Source organism: Kordia aestuariivivens, assembly GCF_014397005.1.
Lineage (GTDB): Bacteria > Bacteroidota > Bacteroidia > Flavobacteriales > Flavobacteriaceae > Kordia > Kordia aestuariivivens.
Genome location: NZ_JACGWS010000019.1, coordinates 16,469 through 34,765, shown reverse-complemented (window position 1 = coordinate 34,765; position 18,297 = coordinate 16,469). Strand labels below are relative to the sequence as shown.

18 protein-coding genes are annotated in these 18,297 nt (G+C 34.3%); 6 read left to right on the top strand and 12 right to left on the bottom strand.

The genetic code is table 11. The features are described from left to right. Positions 1-333: 333 nt before the first annotated feature. From H2O64_RS21995 to H2O64_RS21975, 5 genes are all read right to left on the bottom strand, one after another. Entirely contained in the window at positions 334-2,607 is a 2,274-nt protein-coding gene (locus H2O64_RS21995) for an aconitate hydratase (RefSeq protein ID WP_187564397.1), read from the bottom strand. Positions 2,608-2,855: 248 nt separating this feature from the next. After that, positions 2,856-3,809, bottom strand: a complete 954-nt coding sequence (locus H2O64_RS21990; RefSeq protein ID WP_187564396.1) for an AAA family ATPase — start codon at positions 3,807-3,809, stop codon at positions 2,856-2,858. 7 nt (positions 3,810-3,816) lie between these two features. Then, positions 3,817-5,238 (bottom strand): peptidylprolyl isomerase, encoded by a 1,422-nt coding sequence (locus H2O64_RS21985; protein WP_235983001.1) that lies wholly within the window; start codon positions 5,236-5,238, stop codon positions 3,817-3,819. 4 nt (positions 5,239-5,242) lie between these two features. Then, positions 5,243-6,091 (bottom strand): peptidyl-prolyl cis-trans isomerase, encoded by an 849-nt coding sequence (locus tag H2O64_RS21980; protein ID WP_187564394.1) that lies wholly within the window; start codon positions 6,089-6,091, stop codon positions 5,243-5,245. A gap of 6 nt (positions 6,092-6,097) precedes the next feature. Further along, the gene (locus H2O64_RS21975) at positions 6,098-8,080 is read right to left on the bottom strand and encodes a peptidylprolyl isomerase (protein ID WP_187564393.1); all 1,983 of its coding nucleotides are present in this window, start codon (positions 8,078-8,080) and stop codon (positions 6,098-6,100) included. A 266-nt stretch (positions 8,081-8,346) separates the two neighbouring features. Between H2O64_RS21975 and H2O64_RS21970 the strand changes: the two genes are divergently transcribed. The 4 genes from H2O64_RS21970 (at position 8,347) to H2O64_RS21955 (ending at position 10,032) form a co-directional block, all read left to right on the top strand. Then, entirely contained in the window at positions 8,347-8,712 is a 366-nt protein-coding gene (locus H2O64_RS21970) for a T9SS type A sorting domain-containing protein (protein ID WP_187564392.1), read from the top strand. A 111-nt stretch (positions 8,713-8,823) separates the two neighbouring features. After that, on the top strand, positions 8,824-9,057 hold the full coding sequence (locus H2O64_RS21965) for a hypothetical protein (RefSeq protein ID WP_187564391.1): 234 nt from the start codon (positions 8,824-8,826) through the stop codon (positions 9,055-9,057). A 95-nt stretch (positions 9,058-9,152) separates the two neighbouring features. After that, a complete protein-coding gene (locus tag H2O64_RS21960; protein WP_187564390.1) occupies positions 9,153-9,677 on the top strand; it encodes an OmpH family outer membrane protein in 525 nt (174 codons plus the stop codon). Between the two features lie 178 nt (positions 9,678-9,855). Next, a complete protein-coding gene (locus tag H2O64_RS21955; protein ID WP_187564389.1) occupies positions 9,856-10,032 on the top strand; it encodes a hypothetical protein in 177 nt (58 codons plus the stop codon). Between the two features lie 74 nt (positions 10,033-10,106). Here the strand turns inward: H2O64_RS21955 and guaB are convergent, their stop codons facing one another. The 7 genes from guaB to H2O64_RS21920 form a co-directional block, all read right to left on the bottom strand. After that, positions 10,107-11,582, bottom strand: coding sequence for an IMP dehydrogenase (guaB, locus tag H2O64_RS21950; RefSeq protein WP_187564441.1), 1,476 nt, complete (start codon positions 11,580-11,582; stop codon positions 10,107-10,109). Positions 11,583-11,839: 257 nt separating this feature from the next. Then, positions 11,840-13,453: a hypothetical protein gene (locus H2O64_RS21945; protein ID WP_187564388.1), complete on the bottom strand. Its 1,614-nt coding sequence runs from the start codon at positions 13,451-13,453 to the stop codon at positions 11,840-11,842. Positions 13,454-13,807: 354 nt separating this feature from the next. Further along, complete coding sequence (locus tag H2O64_RS21940; RefSeq protein ID WP_187564387.1) at positions 13,808-14,671, bottom strand: hydroxymethylglutaryl-CoA lyase; 864 nt, start codon at positions 14,669-14,671, stop codon at positions 13,808-13,810. Between the two features lie 104 nt (positions 14,672-14,775). Continuing rightward, the gene (locus tag H2O64_RS21935; protein ID WP_187564386.1) at positions 14,776-14,994 is read right to left on the bottom strand and encodes a hypothetical protein; all 219 of its coding nucleotides are present in this window, start codon (positions 14,992-14,994) and stop codon (positions 14,776-14,778) included. Between the two features lie 157 nt (positions 14,995-15,151). Then, the gene (locus tag H2O64_RS21930; protein WP_187564385.1) at positions 15,152-15,895 is read right to left on the bottom strand and encodes a hypothetical protein; all 744 of its coding nucleotides are present in this window, start codon (positions 15,893-15,895) and stop codon (positions 15,152-15,154) included. A gap of 1 nt (position 15,896) precedes the next feature. After that, positions 15,897-16,517: a LysE family translocator gene (locus H2O64_RS21925; RefSeq protein WP_187564384.1), complete on the bottom strand. Its 621-nt coding sequence runs from the start codon at positions 16,515-16,517 to the stop codon at positions 15,897-15,899. Positions 16,518-16,642: 125 nt separating this feature from the next. Next, a complete protein-coding gene (locus H2O64_RS21920) occupies positions 16,643-16,798 on the bottom strand; it encodes a hypothetical protein (protein ID WP_187564383.1) in 156 nt (51 codons plus the stop codon). 48 nt (positions 16,799-16,846) lie between these two features. Here H2O64_RS21920 and H2O64_RS21915 point away from each other — a divergent pair, with 48 nt between their 5' ends. Together H2O64_RS21915 and H2O64_RS21910 are read left to right on the top strand one after the other, a co-directional pair. Further along, positions 16,847-17,872 carry a spondin domain-containing protein gene (locus H2O64_RS21915; RefSeq protein WP_187564382.1) on the top strand — a complete coding sequence of 342 codons (1,026 nt, stop codon included), beginning with the start codon at positions 16,847-16,849 and terminating at the stop codon, positions 17,870-17,872. 144 nt (positions 17,873-18,016) lie between these two features. Beyond that, entirely contained in the window at positions 18,017-18,232 is a 216-nt protein-coding gene (locus H2O64_RS21910; RefSeq protein ID WP_187564381.1) for a hypothetical protein, read from the top strand. The last annotated feature ends 65 nt before the right edge of the window (positions 18,233-18,297 follow it).

Below are 18,297 nucleotides of genomic sequence, written 5' to 3'. Positions count from 1 at the left end.
ATTTTAAATCCTTTTAAAATTTAAAATTGGTTAACTTAAATTTGTATTGATTTACAGTACTTAAAGGTCAGAAATAAAGTTGATTTATTTTATGACTTTTATCATGAAGTAAGATTTAAACCGCAAAAAAAGCATTGATGCTAAGGACCTTAGATAGTTCTCTTTTGTATGGAAGATTTTAAAGATGTTTTCTTTAGCTTTTAGCGAAAATAGTTTTACATTTTGGGTTTGACTTTTTTTAATCATTTGCTATTTCAACCTTTCAATTCAAGAAATAAAAAAAGCCCCGAACGTTTCCGTTCAGGGCTTTGTATGAAATAAGTTGCTTTCGTATTAAGAAGCAGCGTTTTGTATTTTGATTAAGTTTAAGGCAGAACCTGCATTGTACCAGTCAATCTGACTTTGGTTGTACGTATGGTTTGCAACGATAGTATCTTTGCTTCCATCTGCATGCACAACTTCAATGGTTAATGGTTTTCCTGGCGTAAATTCGTTTAAGTCTACGAAGTTGAAGGTATCATCTTCTTGAATTAAATCGTAATCGCTTTCCGTTGCAAATGTTAATCCTAACATTCCTTGTTTTTTAAGGTTTGTTTCGTGGATACGTGCAAATGACTTTACAATCACTGCTGCTACACCTAAGTGTCTTGGTTGCATCGCTGCATGCTCACGTGAAGAACCTTCTCCGTAGTTATGATCTCCAACTACTATGGTTTCAATTCCTGCTGCTTTGTATGCACGTGCTGTTTTTGGAACTGCGTCGTATTCACCATCTAACTGACTTTTCACAAAGTTTGTTTTCATGTTGAATGCATTGACAGCACCAATTAATGTATTATTTGCAATGTTATCTAAATGTCCACGGAAACGCAACCACGGTCCAGCCATAGAGATGTGATCCGTTGTACATTTACCATGTGCTTTGATTAATAGTTTTGCTCCTGAGATGTTTCCGCCTAGTGGCGTAAAAGGTGTCAATAATTGTAAACGCTCAGAGTTATCTGCTACTGAAATAACTACGCCGCTACCATCTTCTTCTGGCGCTAAGTATCCATTATCTTTTACTTCGAAACCTTTTGGAGGCAATTCCCATCCAGTTGGCTCGTCTAACATTACTTCTTCTCCGTTTTCGTTGATTAGTGTATCAGTCATCGGATTAAAGTCTAAACGTCCTGCAATTGCAATTGCAGCCGTAATTTCAGGAGACGCTACAAACGCGTGAGTGTTTGGGTTTCCATCTGCACGTTTTGCAAAGTTTCTATTGAAAGAATGTACAATGCTATTTTTTGGTGCGTTTTTAGGATCTGAATATCTAGCCCATTGTCCAATACAAGGTCCACAGGCATTTGTAAATATTTTAGCGTCTAGTTTTTCGAAGATCTCTAGGATTCCATCACGTTCTGCTGTGTAGCGTACTTGTTCTGATCCTGGATTGATTCCGAGTTCAGACTTCATTTTTAATCCTTTGTCTAATGCTTGTTGCGCAACAGAAGATGCTCTTGATAAATCTTCGTAAGAAGAGTTGGTACAAGAACCTATTAATCCCCATTCTACTTGCATTGGCCAGTCGTTCTTTTGTGCTCTAGCGCTCATTTCTGAACCAACTGTTGTCGATAAATCTGGCGTAAACGGTCCGTTTAATAATGGTCCTAATTCTGATAAGTTGATTTCTATAACCTGATCAAAGTATTGTGCTGGATTTGCATATACTTCATCATCACCTGTTAAGTATTCTTTTACTTCATTTGCAGCATCTGCTACATCACTTCTATCCGTAGCACGTAAGTAGCGTTCCATAGATTCATCATATCCGAAAGTAGATGTTGTTGCGCCTATTTCTGCTCCCATGTTACAGATGGTTCCTTTTCCTGTACAAGACATTCCAATGGCTCCAGGTCCGAAATATTCTACGATAGCACCTGTTCCTCCTTTTGCAGAAACAATTCCAGCTACTTTTAAGATTACATCTTTTGGTGCTGCCCAACCAGAAATTTCCCCTGTTAGTTTTACACCTATTAGTTTTGGAAACTTTAATTCCCAAGGCATTCCTGCCATTACATCTACTGCATCTGCACCACCAACTCCGATGGCAACCATCCCTAATCCACCAGCATTTACGGTGTGTGAATCAGTTCCAATCATCATTCCACCTGGGAATGCGTAATTTTCTAATACTACTTGGTGAATGATACCTGCGCCTGGTTTCCAGAATCCGATTCCATATTTGTTTGATACTGACTCTAAGAAATTGAATACTTCACTACTATTGTTCATGGCAGCTTGTAAATCACTCGTAGCACCAACTTTTGCTTGGATTAAGTGATCACAATGTACTGTTGTTGGAACTGCTACTTTAGTTTTTCCTGCTTGCATAAATTGCAATAAAGCCATTTGTGCAGTTGCATCTTGACAAGCGATACGATCTGGAGCAAAGTCTACATAGTCTTTTCCTCTAACGAAAGCTTTAGTTGCCGTTCCATCCCATAAATGTGAGTATAGTATTTTTTCTGAAAGTGTTAATGGTTTACCAGTAATTTCACGCGCTTTGTCTACACGTTCCACTATTGTTTCGTAAACCTTTTTTATCATATCAATATCAAAGGCCATATATTCGTTTTTTTAGTGTTTTGAAAGTCCTGCGAAATTACGAAATTATCTTCATTTTTAAAAATCAACAGTATACCTTTATTTTCAGTTCATTATTTTTATTAAATCTTCTTTTTTGTTGCATTTAATTTAAAAATAAACAAAAACAGCATCTCAAATTATGTAATTCATAATTTGAGATGCTATTTTTTGATAATACTAAATATTGGGTATATACCGTGATGACGGTAGAAGTATAAAAAAAGTTTTTAGAACAAACTTTTGATAATTTTTTCAATGGTAATTCCTTCTGCTTCCGCTTTATAGTTTCGGATGACTCTGTGTGATAAGATTCCGATCGTAACCGCTTGCACATCTTCAATATCAGGAGAAAATTTTCCGTTGATTGCCGCATGCGCTTTTGCTGCTAAGATTAGGTTTTGTGACGCTCTTGGTCCTGCTCCCCAATCTACATATTGTTTTACTAAATCGGTTGCACTAGGTTCTTTTGGACGCGTTTTAGAGACCAATCGAACTGCATATTCTACTACATTGTCTGCTACAGGAATTTTACGAATCAATTGTTGAATCGCAATGATTTCATTCGCATTGAATAATGCTTTTACTGTATTTTCAACATTTGTAGTTGTTGCTTTTACTACTTGCACTTCTTCTTCAAATGATGGATACGTCAAATGAATGGCAAACATAAAACGATCCAATTGTGCTTCTGGTAACGGATATGTTCCTTCTTGTTCTATTGGATTTTGTGTTGCTAATACAAAGTATGGTAAATCGAGTTTGTAATGATTTCCCGCAACTGTTACAGAGCGTTCTTGCATTGCTTCTAGCAACGCCGCTTGTGTTTTTGGCGGTGTACGGTTGATTTCATCTGCCAAGATAATGTTGGCAAATATCGGTCCTTTGATGAATTTAAAGTTACGAGATTCATCTAGGATTTCACTTCCTAAGATATCACTCGGCATTAAATCTGGTGTAAACTGAATTCGTTTAAAATCGAGTCCTAATGTCGTAGCAATGGTGTTTACCATTAATGTTTTAGCTAATCCTGGAACACCAATTAATAAGGCGTGTCCTCCAGAGAATATGGAAAGTAATATTTGATCTATTACACTTTCTTGACCAACAATAATATTAGCAATTTCGTTCTTGAGTTCCTTGTGCTTTTTTACAAGATTTTCAATAGCGGCAACATCTGACATAGGGAAATTATTTTTTTAACCAGTTATTTGTGAATTCACATTTACGATTATCACTATTTACGTTGATATACGTATCCTCGATTTTTTGTGTGATCCACTTTCCAACTTCTTTTAACTGCTTTTCTTTGAGTGCTAAGCTTTTTATTTTGATATAATCTTTAGAATAATCAGCTACGTGCTCGTTATAACGATTGGTTACTTTTAGTAATTTGAATCGCTTTTGACCTGTTCTAGTTTCGTCAATTAATGGAATTGAGATTTCATTTCCTTTTAATGGCTCTATTTGCGAATATTGCTCAGGATCCATTTTTGTGAGTTCAAAATGTGTATCATACGTTGCAGGATTGATCAATTTACCACCATTGTTTCGTGTTTCCTTGTCATCCGAGAATGAACGTGCTGCCTCATCAAAAGTAAGTTCGCCAGCCATGATTCGTTGACGTAAGGTATCAATTTCTTTACGAGCTTCTTCAAGCTTTTCGTTGGTAATTTCTGGAATTAATAGAATGTGACGTACATCTCTTTCTTGTCCACGAACTTTATCAATCATTACAATATGCCATCCAAATTCAGTTTCGAATGGATCAGATATTTCTCCTTGTTGTAAAGAGAAAGCGACATCTTTAAATTCTTTCGCTAGTGACATTCTTTTGTTGATCGCCATTAATCCGCCTTGACGTCCAGATGCTCTATCTTTAGAATATAAAATTGCTTTGGTTCCAAAACTTGAACCTGCTTCTACTTCTGCTTTGATTCCTTTTAGTTTGTCAATTACTTTGTCAACAGCTTCTTTTGAAGGTTCTGGTGCAATGATAATTTGAGCTACTTCCAACTCTACGCCAATTACTGGACGTTGATCTACTGGAATTTTCTCAAAGAACTGACGTACTTCTTCTGGAGTAATTTCTACATCACGTACTACTTTTGATTGCATGCGGTTAGTCAAAAATTGCACTTTCGTAATTTCCGTTAAACGTTCGCGCAAAGTAGCTTCATCTTCCATCGCATAGAATTTTAATAATTCTGCCATTCCATTTGTTTGTTGACTGAAATATTCAATATTTTGATTTACACGATCTCTGATTTCTCCTGGAGAAACTTCAATACTATCTTGTATCGCTTGGTGCGCATACAATTTGTCTTCCATCAGTTTTCCTAGTAATTTACATCTAGTAAGTCCTTCCATAGAAACACCTTGTTGTTGGAAATCTAAGAACGTTTTATCAATATCTGATTCTAAAATAATATAGTCACCAACTACTGCGGCAACACCATCAATTTTGATTCTTTTTGAGGTTGATTTTGTTGAGTCTTTTGTTTGTGTTTTCGCTTCCATGATGGTTTCAGAAACCATTGTTGCATCTTCCTTTTCTTGCGCTTGCATTCCAAATGCTACAAGCAGCACAAGTACGTATATACTTTGCTTCATTGTGTTAATTGTAAGTTTCAAACTGTTTTTGCTTAACTGCATCTTTCGTGATGTCTTTTTCTAATTTTCTGATAAATTCAAGCTTTCGCTTATTGAGGATGATTTGTCGTACTGTAGGACGTACATACGCAAGCGGCGCAATGTCGTTTCTACCGATTTTATCCTCAATTCGCACCAAATATACTTCTAATGAATCTTCTATCTGAGAAAATTGTGATTTTTTTAAGTATTTATCTTTGTTTTCATTAGTGATTACAGGAATTTTATTAAACACCTGCGTCTCTTTTACCCAAATAGAATCGTTGAGTGAGTAATTGTTGAATTGAATTGCTAATGAATCTAATATTTCTTTGTCTTCAACATTAAAACGCTTGAAACGCTCTGTAATTTCTTCAATGTTTGAATTGTCTTTCCCAATGTTGATGTAACGTAGTTTGAGCAATTCTTCATTGAGTTTGAAGTTTTCTTTGTTGACATTGTAATACGCCGCTTCATCAAAAGCCGTAACAGTAGTATCAATTGTTTTTTTGACAATGGCTTCTTTGTATGCTTCTATGTATAAATCTTGGCGATATTCGGCAACCAACTCTTCAAAAGCATCTTGTTTTTCTTGTGTTAAGTTGATTTTTGCACGCTGAATGAATAGTTCTTGCGTTGCCCATCGATTGATGTAGTTGTTTACAATAATCGTACTGTCTTCCGAAGATACAGTTTCGGAAAGTAGCGGTTCTAAATCGCTTTTGTATAAATAACTTTCACCAACTCTAGCAACTGGTTCGCCATCATTCGATGATTGAAAATATTCACATGAAATACATAAAAAGATACTGACTATGAGACTTAATTTCTTCAATATGAATTATTTAATATATTTTTTTAGTTTACGATATACTTTTTTATTGATGTCAACTTTGTAATTTTTCTTCAAGGTTTTTATCCATTCTTCTTCAAGATATACTTGATAGTCGCTGATTACTTTTCCTTTGATTTCAGAAAGTTCTTTGTGACTCGCTGGAATAATTTCGTTCACTTTTACAATTGTAAAGTCTGTTTTTCCATCGTTATATATTGTTGAAACTCCTTTTTCAAATTTGAATCCTTCCGGAAGGTTTCGATGTGCTTCTTCATATACACCTGGCGAAAAGATAACGTTTACTTTGCTGTCTTTATTGACTGCTTGCTTGATATCTTCCAAAGATTTTCCTTCTTGTAGTAATTGTTGTACTTGTTTCGCTGCATCTTCTTCCGTGCAAGAAGCAATAACAGCTTCTACACGCTTTTCCCATTTGTAATTTTCTTTGTTTTCATTGAAGAATTTTTCCAAACCTAAGGTATCTATTTTTGCTTTCTCCCAAATTTCAGTTTCCATTAAATCAAATAGCAACAATCCATCACGGTATTCTCCATAAATAGCTGCAAAATCTTCATTTACGTTTTCTAAATCACTTTCATAGAATGCTAATAATTTCGCTTCCATGAATTGTGTGTACTGATAATTGATAAAACTTTTAGGATCTTGTTTTTTATTCGCAAATCTCGCATTCGCTTTTAGCAGATAAGAAGCAAATTCGTCGTATTTTATTTTTGTGTCTTTTACTTGAACTAATGTCTTGTTTAAAAAAGTAGGATCCGTTGGTTTTTTCCAGTTTCTACTGAAAAAGTTAGGATCTGCAAGCGCAATAAAATCTTCTCTAGCATCTTTACTTTCAGTAATTGTGTAGAGTTTTTTAATTTTTTTAAGAATAGACGTATTAATTACGTTCGCTCTTTTGTCACCTTTAATTTTTCGTTCTAAAACACCTTTTTCATCTTCAAAGCTTTTCATTTCGTGTTTGGAGATCAACTTTACAACATGCCATCCAAATTCTGATTTGAACGGTTTTGAGAATTCCTCAGGTTTAGTTAATGAAAATGCTACATCTTCAAATTCTTTTGAACGCAATCGCCCACGACCAAATTTTGGCAATTTACCATCATTTACGGCTGTGCTTCTATCTTCTGAAAAACGTTTTGCTAATTTTCCAAAATCGCTTCCCGATTGTAATTGTGTGTAAATGTCTTGTATTTTATCTTCAGGGTTTTCCTTGTTTTCGCCTTCTTTTTTATCTAGTAATAAAATATGTGCCACCGTAATATCTCCCACATTCGCACGAACATCCATTACCTTTATGATGTGATATCCAAATTGGGTACGAATTGGCATAGAAACGTCGCCTATTTTTGTGTTGAACGCTGCTGATTCAAATGGATACACCATTCTAAACGCTGAAAAATAGCCAAGATCACCTTTGTTTGGCTTTATTTTTTGGTTTCCTTTGGCAGAAGGGTCATCTGAATTTTCCATTGCAACTTCACCAAAATCAGCTCCATCAAGGATGGATTTACGAATTTTCATGATTTTATTGTAGGCTAGCAATGTATCTTTTGGAGCAGCATCAAGCGTAACGTTAATTAAAATATGACTTGCCCTTACTTCTTTCTGTAAACGGTCGTACGCTTCTTTTACTAATTGTTCCGTTGCGTTATTATCTGTTAAATAATTGCTAGACAGTTGCTTTCTGTATCCTGCAAGCTCTTTCTTATACGTTTCTTTTTCGTGAAGATTAAGATTTCTAGCTTCTTTTAATTTTAATTTATATTGAAGGAATAAATCGAAATACTCTTCGATGTCTTTTTGATCTTTTTTATCAATAATATCAAGGTTCTTTTTATACACTCTTGAAAATTCGGAAACGTAAGTTGGTTCTCCTTCAATAGAAAATAATACTTTATCTTTTTTAGACTGCGCAAAGCTCGTCAATGAAACCAAAAGAATAAGAACTAATTGAATGCTATTTTTCATCTGTTACTATTTATTTTTTTTACTACTGTCAGATGGAACTCGCCAAAAATTACATCGGTTGATATCGACATAATTGTCATGGCTCATTTCATTGTATTTTTTTTTGAGAAAGACAAAAATAAGAATTCATCAATAGTACACAACAAATAAAGAGACCTAATTAGTATATACTTTATATTTTTTGGCTTGATATTTGGTATTTTAACATATAAAGGGATTTCCTTTTTTGAATTAGATGAGTTAGAAACCGATAAATACTGATGTATATGAAGAAGTTTTACATATTTATTACGGCATTGATTACGACCATAAGTTTGTTTGCACATGAGACTACTACGACAAGACTCATAGATGCGTATGGTATTGAATATTCAAATATTCAAGAGCAGAATGATCAAGATTTGAAAAAGATAAAAGCCAGTTATAGTAATGGGGAACTAAAGATTAGTAGCCTAGAAAAAACGGCAAATGTTGCCATTTATAATTTGCTCGGTCGTAAAGTAGTTGATTTGAAAAATATTACCATCAACGGAAGTTTTAATAGGTATTTAGACTTGCCAAAGAATAATATTTACATTGTAAAAATTTCTTTACCAACCTTCTCAAAGACATTTAAAATTGTAGCGAAGTAGTTTAGCTAGTTGCATATCTATTTAGAAGCGAATGAAAATCATTCGCTTTTTTTATGCTTTTATAGTTTGTTTTTCAACAAGATGACTAATTTTGTGAAAATTATATAAAATATGGCTAAAGTAAAACTGATTTGGGATTTTAGAGGTCCAGCAGCGAAACGTACAGCTGAACATCATTGTATTCACTTAAATGAATTTATTGCGTTAGAAAGCATTGAAAGCGAATCAATTACAACAGAAGAGTTTTCAGAGATGCATGTATGTGCATTATTGATTATCAATGAAGATGATGTTCCATTTATGCGTGAAAAGCTAAAGCCACACAGAGGCCAATTAGTTAAATAATCATGTGAAAAAACGTTAATTTTATGTGATATCGTTTTTTTGGTATGATGTTTTCATTACATTAGCCAACTTTGAAAAAATAAAAAATTAATTAGATGAGAATTAAACATTTACTTTGCACAGTAGCAATCGTATTTTTTTCGTTTGCAGCTTCTGCTCAAACAAAAGTAGGAACTGTTAATATTAATATTATCGTTTCCCAATTACCAGAAATTCCTCAAGTTCAAAAAGGAATTCAAGATTATGAAAAGCAATTACAAAGCGATTTGAAATTAAAGCTTGATGCTTACAGTAAGGAAGTTGAAGAAGCGAACAAAATCTTTGCTACAATGACTGAAGAAGCGAAGAAGAAAAAACAACAAGAGATTTTCGAACTTGAATCTGATATTCAGAAGTTTAGACAAAACGCAGCACAATTAGCTCAATTGAAACAAGACGAGTTAATGCGTCCATTGTACAAGAAAGTTGGTGAAGCAGTTGCAATTGTTGCACAAGAAGAGAAATACACACAAGTTTTCACATTGGATGGAAACGAATTGGCGTATGTTGATCCGTTATATGATCTTACAATGAAAGTTGCTAAGAGACTAGGATTAGATATTGAAGCAAAAAAGAAGTAACGTATTTTTAATACGTATCTAAAACGCCCTGTATTTCAATGAAGTACAGGGCTTTTTTTGTACTTTCTACCGATGTCAAATTCATAAATTTGAGGCTATAATTTTCATTTCTTAACATTGTTTTCTTCTTTTAGAAAATAGGATTTAATATCTTGTTGTCAATTCAAAACTATATATCATGAAAAAAAGAAAATTAAGTCAATCGCTTAGATTTAAAAAAATAACAATCTCTACACTTTCGGAAAAAGAAATTAAAGGTGGAACTTTTGGAACCTACTTTGTAGATTTATGTTACGGAGCGCAAACTAGCTATTTTGGTGTGTGTGCAGCGCAATGTCCACCTCCGGGAAGATAAACAAAATTCAACATAATACTAAAGGCTATCAATTACTACTGATAGCCTTTTTTATGCTTATTTCCTAGTTGAAATTATCTTCTTGAATAATTTGGTGCTTCTTTGGTAATAGCCACATCATGTGGATGACTTTCGTTAATTCCACTTGCCGTGATTCGTATAAATCGTCCTGTTTCTTTCAAGGTTTCTACGTCTTTTGCGCCACAATAGCCCATTCCAGCACGCAGTCCACCAATAAATTGATGAATGCTTTCGTCTAAATCTCCTTTGTATGGCACACGACCTACAATTCCTTCTGGAACTAATTTTTTAATATCTGCTTCAACATCTTGGAAATAACGATCTTTTGAACCTTCTTTCATAGCTTCTACAGAACCCATTCCACGATATGATTTGAATTTTCTTCCTTCGTAAATGATGGTTTCTCCAGGCGATTCTTTCGTTCCTGCTAATAGTGAACCTAACATTACAGAATCTGCACCAGCTGCAATGGCTTTTGGAATGTCTCCTGTATATCTAATTCCTCCATCTGCAATTACTGGAACGCCGCTACCTTTGATGGCTGCTGCAACTTCTAATACTGCTGAAAACTGAGGAAAACCAACTCCAGCCACAACTCTCGTTGTACATATAGATCCTGGTCCGATTCCTACTTTTACAGCATCTGCACCAGCTTCTACTAAGTATTTTGCTGCTTCGCCTGTGGCAATGTTTCCAACGATTACATCTAAGTTTGGAAATTTTGCTTTTACGGCTTTTAGTACGTTTACAACACCTTTTGTATGTCCGTGCGCTGTATCAATCACAACGGCATCAACACCTGCTTTTACTAAAGCTTCTGCTCTTTCCACAGCATCTGCTGTAACACCTAAAGCTGCTGCAACGCGTAAGCGTCCGAACGTATCTTTATTTGCAATTGGTTTCTGTGTAACTTTCGTGATGTCTCTGAATGTGATTAAGCCTTTTAGTTTGTATCGATCGTTTACAATTAAAAGCTTTTCAATTTTATGTTTTTGAAGAATTGCTTCTGCGTCTTTTAATGAGGTGCCTTCTGGAGAAGTGACTAAGTTTTCGCTTGTCATTACCTCAACTATTGGACGTTTACTATCGTGCTCAAAGCGTAAATCTCTATTAGTTACAATTCCTTTCAGCGTACCTTCTTCATCAACAATCGGAATTCCACCAATACTGTGTTCTTTCATGTTTGCGTTAGCATCAGCAACAGTTGCTGTTAACGGTAAGGTTACTGGATCGATGATCATTCCGCTTTCCGCACGTTTTACTTTTCTAACTTTTTGCGCTTGTCGTGCAATTGTCATGTTTTTGTGTAAAACACCTATTCCGCCTTCGCGTGCCATTGCAATTGCCATAGACGATTCGGTAACCGTGTCCATCGCTGCGGAAACAATCGGAACATTGATCGTTATATTTCTAGTAAATTTTGTTTGAATATTGACTTCTCTTGGAAGTACTTCGGAGAAAGCGGGAACTAATAATACATCATCGTATGTAAGTCCTTCGCCTAAAATTTTGTTGTCGTGTGCTGTCATGTCGCAATTAAGATATAATTGCATGCGAATATACCACTTTTTATACAATTAATACCATAAGACATTGTAGATAACATTTTGTTAATGTGATTGTGAAATTCCGCGTAAAATTAATTTTAAAGTGCTGTATTTTAATTTTGTTTGATAGAAAAACTCCTCAATCGCAACAATTGAGGAGTTTTACTTTGATTAAATATTTCTATTTGCGATGATACAAAACTGTAGTACTTGATAGAAAATACATCACAATAGTTATATTAACCTTTCTTTCTTTGAAGTTGAGAAAAGAAAGTTACATTTTTATTGAAAAGAGTAAGAGATTTGGCAATTCCATCTTGCAAGCCTCTTTGAAAAACATCCAAAATGACCGTTTCATCCTTTTCATCAATTTGTTCCTTCGGATTTCCTATTTCATCCTTTATTCTTGCTACTCCAAGTCCAACAGCCATCGCTATGATTGGCTTACAACTTACAAATTGATTGTGTATGAAATCTTCTTCTTGTTTTCTTTCTTGATCCCAAACATCAATTTTAGTGGCTAATTCTGGAGATACAGATTCTAACATTGTTAGCTTAAATTGAAGCGCATCTGCAGGTGTAAAATCACTTTTAATCACATCAATGACATGTTCTCCTATTGCGTATAATTCGTCATCTGGAATAGCGTCTGCTTTGATGTCTAAATCTAAAATATTAGCTTCCATGATTCTATCAGAAAACATAGCATATATTAAACATCTATGATAAAAACATAACATTCTTTTTGCTCTAGTCATCCATCGTGCAATATTTTTATAGTACTGTAACACGATCTCAAAAGTAGGTTTCGCGAATCCGTCTAAGTTTATATTCACAAAATGATGCCATGTAGAATCGATTGCGATTCTACCAACACTTGCAGATCTTCCATCAAAAACGCTAATCGATGCAAAACAATGTGGCTCTGTAGCGGCTTTAAATCCTGCTGTATTTCCCGCAGTTACAAAGGACATTGCTATATTTTGTGATCGTATGGTATGTGAGTTTCCTGTATTTGGATTTACCAGCGTAAAATCTGTTTCTGGTTTACATTCGCCTTCATGCGGATGATCGGGCATGATGTCTATAATTCCTGAAGGTTTGATAGCTGTACTGATGGATAATAAATAATGTGGCAACAAATTTGGAGCTGCTCCATATACTCTAGCATGAATATTTTGCGGAATAGCATCACCTTGATCAGCAAAACTAATTGAACTAGGATTCCCAGAATGTGGCGTATTGGTATCATTTCTTCTGTTTCCTCCCATACTAACTTCTCCGCCTCCAAAATCTTGCCAATGACGCATATCTTTGACTCTTGTAATGTTTCCACAAAGACCAATACCTATATTTCCATGATCACCTGTAGCAAAAACACCACCACCTTTGTTCATATATGCTTCAATAGCACTGATTTCAGTAGAAGCTATTGGCGCAGTACTAAAACCGAATAACCAAACTTGGTCATATTTTGAAGTTGTAAAGTGAGTCGCATCATCAAATTTGAAGTTTGTAATTTTATTCACGAAATTTGGATTTGTACTTTGCATTCCAGCACTTCCAGGATTTCCTCTGTGTCCTAAAGTCACATTATATTGTAAATTCGTATTGCTTTCCGCTTCTAATATTTTAAATATTGTTAAAAAATTAGATAGGCCAAAACCGCCTATTCCAAAATCTAATGCACCATCAGTTACCACTAATACATTTATTTCACAACGAGTCTTAAACCACCATGGTCTTAATAACTCAGGGCTGTGTTGCAGTATTTCATTCCGAAGGCTTAACTGCTCATCTTTAGTAAGTTGATTAATATTTACTAATCTACTTGCAAAATCTTTAGTTTCCATAATTTATAAAGTTTTATGATTAATATCTATTTACGATACAACACAAAGTTTATTTTAATGAAAGTTTTTTACGTATAATTTAAGGAGGTTTTTCCCTTTTAACAATTAGTTTTATCTTTCATTTAAGAATTGTAAATTTATTTTAACAGGAACAGGAAAAGTAAAATATTAGTTGTGTAGAGATTATGGAAATAGCCGTTCTTAAAAAGCTTCACAATACTTTTCTAAGTTTATGAATGTGTATTTTTTCTCTTGTATCAAGAAAATAATTAGAAAAGACACTTTTAGAACTAATTAGAAACAAAGAATATGTTTCTGCTTATGCAGGAATGAACTCTACTTAAAACTGAAATTCTAGTGATATTGATTGAAAATCTTTGAAGCTTCATTGTAAGACGATTCAAAACTCATTGCTTGAATGCCTGTATTTGCTTTTGCCGCCGTGAAATACGAAACCATTTTTTCGGTTGGCATATTTCCTGTGAGTTCATCTTTTGCCATCGGGCAACCGCCAAATCCTTGAATAGCGCCGTCAAAACGTCTACAGCCTGCTTTGTAAGCCGCATCTATTTTTTCATGCCATAAACTTGGTGTGGTGTGTAAGTGTGCGCCAAATTCGATTTCTGTGTACTTAGGAATTAGGTTTGCGTATAAGTAATCTATCACTTCTGGTGTAGAAGAACCAATTGTATCAGAGAGTGATAATATTTTCACGCCCATGTTGGAAAGTTTCTCTGTCCACTCGCCTACGATTTCAACATTCCAAGGATCTCCGTACGGATTTCCAAATCCCATCGAGAGATACGCAACCACTTCTTTGTTGGTTTTATCGGCAATGTTTAGAATTTCTTGTAATGTTTCTATGGATTGTGCAATGGTTTTGTGTGTGTTCCGCATTTGAAAGTTCTCAGAAATGGAAAACGGATACCCTAAGTATTGAATTTCTGGATGCGTACTTGCATCATTCGCACCGCGAACATTTGCAACAATTGCTAAGAGTTTACTTGTTGTGGTAGATAAATCAAGTTTGGATAAAACTTCCGCAGTATCAACCATTTGCGGAATGGCTTTCGGAGAGACAAAACTTCCAAAATCGATCGTATCAAAGCCAACACGCAACAACGACTGGATGTATTGCACTTTTTTTTCCGTAGGAATAAACATTTTGATGCCTTGCATAGCATCTCGTGGGCATTCTATTATTTTAATGTCTTCCATAGATTGTCAAAGATAATCAACGAAAACGTTTTAGGAAATTTTTTTTAAATAGAATAAGCAATAAAAAAAAGCGAGCATTGTGCTCGCTTTTATACTCTACTGTATTATCCACAATAGTACGATTGGCAACCTCCAAATCGTGAGTCGCACCAATTCACTCTTGTGTCTCTACATCCACCTTGTCCTAATCTAGTTACAGGTTCTGGATCCGCTGGCTTACAAGATAAAGCTCCTGAAGCATCAGCTCCACCTCTTATGATTTCTTGTAAATCACTAACTGTCTTCTTCTTTAATGTCAATGCTTTTAAATTTTTTTTCTTCATAATGTCTAAGTTTAAATAGTTAGTTTATGAAAACAAATCAATAACAATTAATGAAGAAAACAAACTTAAGCTTGTGAGGTTTTATAAAACATCATTGCAATAAATAACACTCAATATACTCACTATCAATTAATTAAATAAAAATAAGTAATGTTTCTTATTGAGAAAACAGCCAAGGACCTAAATAGTTAAACCATAAAATAAATCCTGAAATGCTTCCCAAAAACCCAGAAATAATGAACGTGAATCTGTATTTTAATGGAATTATTTTAAAGATTACATACACAGCTATTATAGTTCCAAACACTCCTGTTAGTATAGGAATGCTCCATTGATGAACGTCTAAATAACTTGAAATCCTAAATTCATCGCCATGAAAATTATTAGTTCCATTTATAAAATAGGATACCGTAGCCATAAACGTATTGAATACTTCACGCAGTACAAAGAGTGATAGAAAGATTGCAATCCAATCGTATCGCTTGAATTCCCTACGTTTTTTTGATTTCCTATAAGTCAGAATGAAAAGTCCTAAAAAAGAAGTTAGGATTGTTTGTAATGGACCGCCAAGTGTGACTAAGAAGCTATGTGTTTCATTGTATGGAAATTTTTCATCAATAATCGCTTGTAGTTGATCCGCATGTTTTTTGTCAGCTTCAGTAAAATTTTTAAACGAACCATTCCTATCATAAAATGCATCTAGTTTTTTTACATCTGCATCTTCAAAATATCCTTTGTGATAATACGTCATACTTCCATAATACAATTCTGTTTCGTATCCTAGACTTTGTGCTACTGCTGCATGTCCTAATTCGTGAGTTTGTGTACCTACAATTGTACATACCACAAATCCTAGTGAGAAGATCACTACCCATTTCCACAAAATTTTAAATTGAATCATATTAAGTGATCATAATGTATGCAGCAATTCCAACAAACACAATAATTTGTACCCATTTGAGATAGATTCCGATGTTTTTATTTTTTTTAATCGTATCCGAAATGATTCCTGCTAAGATGGCAATTCCACTAAAGATAATAAAAGACACTACGATAAAAAGGAATCCTAAAATGTAAAATTGAATAACTTCACTCATCGTATCACTAAAAAGAAACCCAGGGAATAAAGCTAAGAAGAAGAGTGTCACTTTCGGATTGAGCACATTCATGATGAACCCTTGTTTGAATAATTGGAAGACGCTTTTTTTGGGAATTGCGCCGTTTCCTAATTCAATATCGCCTGAACTATTAAATACCTTGTACGCAAGATATAGTAAATACAATGCGCCAAATAGTTTGATAATGAAAAATAGAGTAGGATTTTGTTTGAGAATTGTTGAAGCACCAAACGCAACCACAGATGTATGAATGATACAACCTGTCATGAGTCCTAAAACTGTGGCAATTCCGTATTTACGACCGTTTACAATACTTTGCATTAATACATAGATATTGTCGGGACCTGGTGTAAGTGCTAAGAGTGTCGTTGCAGTGACAAATCCTATGAGTATTTCTATATTCAATATGGCAATTTTTTGAGTGTATAAAAATATGTTTTTTTAATTTAACAAATATGAGTTCAATTTAACTTCTGTTAATAAGAACCTCAATAATTATTCAAGAACAAAATGAATTAAATTTACCTTTATTAAACTTTTATTCTCTTTTGCTTTGCTCGCACAAAGAATACTGAATCAAGTTCAGCACAGGCTTCAACAAAAGAAAGTGCGCTTTTCCCAGAGGTGTTTTTAGCAGAAAAAGCTAAAACCGCATCTATTTTTCTAAATTTTCTCCAAGGCTTCAAAAATTCTTAACGAAAAATAGCTACTACACTGCGGAAAAAGAATTCGTTATGTATATTTTATTTCTCGAATTGAAGTTAATTGTCGCTATTAGTAATGAAGACATCACTTTTACGACTTGTTTAGTAAACAATGTCCATCTTGCCATGAAAAATTTCTATTTTATTTCGCGAATTACCTTTTATATTTTATTTTTTCTCTCAACTTCAAACTCCCTTTTTGCACAAACGCAAACGGCTAATTATACCGTTACATTTCAAGGTACTTGGAGCAACACAACACATCCTATTGCAAATTTTCCGTCAAGTGCCCATTGGTCAGATTTGGTAGGCGCTACACATAATAACAGTATTGTTTTTGTAGCTCCTGGAACACTAGCAACTTTAGGAATCGAAAACGTGGCAGAAGGCGGCATAGATGACGATTTTAATTTGGAAGTACAAAATGCAATTATGGCAGGAAACGCAGATGTAGCAATTGATCAACCTTTTGCATCATTTTCGCCAACAAGTAGTGCTTCCGTAGCTATTACGGTTGATAAAGATTTTCCGTTGCTTTCGTTAGCATCGATGATTGCGCCTAGTCCTGATTGGATCATTCAAGTGAATAGCTTGTCCATTATTGATATTAATGGCGATTGGATTCCGAGTATTGTTATGGATTTGTATCCGTATGACGCAGGAACTGAAGAAGGCACCACGTATTCTTTTGCAAATCCTGAAACGGTACCACAACAACCAATTACGAGTTTACAGAATATCGCTCCTTTTTCCAATGCAAAAGTTGGCACACTTACCGTATCATTAGTTTCTTTGGGAATAGACGATATTGATACACAATCAACGATTCACATTAGCACAGATGCAGCTAGTAAATCAATTCAAATTCACAATACAAACCGAGAAAATATTCAACAGATTGAAGTGTATAATTCCTTGGGAACTATGGTGAAGCAGTATGCAACTCCCACAAAGAAAGCTATGTATAATTTTTCTTTTCCAACATTAAAAGACGGCTTGTATTTTATTAAATTACAATCAGAAAGAGGAATTGTAGTTAAAAAGTTATTATTATAATTTATACCTTTTATTCACATATTCACCTGACTTGTAAATAGATAGCAAAATATACTCGATAAACACCTAAACATCACAGAAACCAATACTACTAATTAGTTCCATATTTTTTATATATTTAGTTTAACTAATAATCAAATATTTATGAAAACTATCGGTACGTACTTAGCAATTTTTGGGGCTGGCTCCATTATTTTATATTTTTTTGAAATGCAATTCAAGCTTTTGATGTGGATTGATAGTTGGGGAGAAACCACAGGTTGGGCAATCCGAATTGGAATGATTGTCGTAGGTATTGTACTGTTTTTTATAGGAAAAAATAAGCAGCAAGATGAAGCACCTGAAGAAGCTTCTGAATAAAGAAAATTAGGATAAAAAAAAGTCCAATGAAATACAATTCATTGGACTTTTTTTATTGAAAGTAT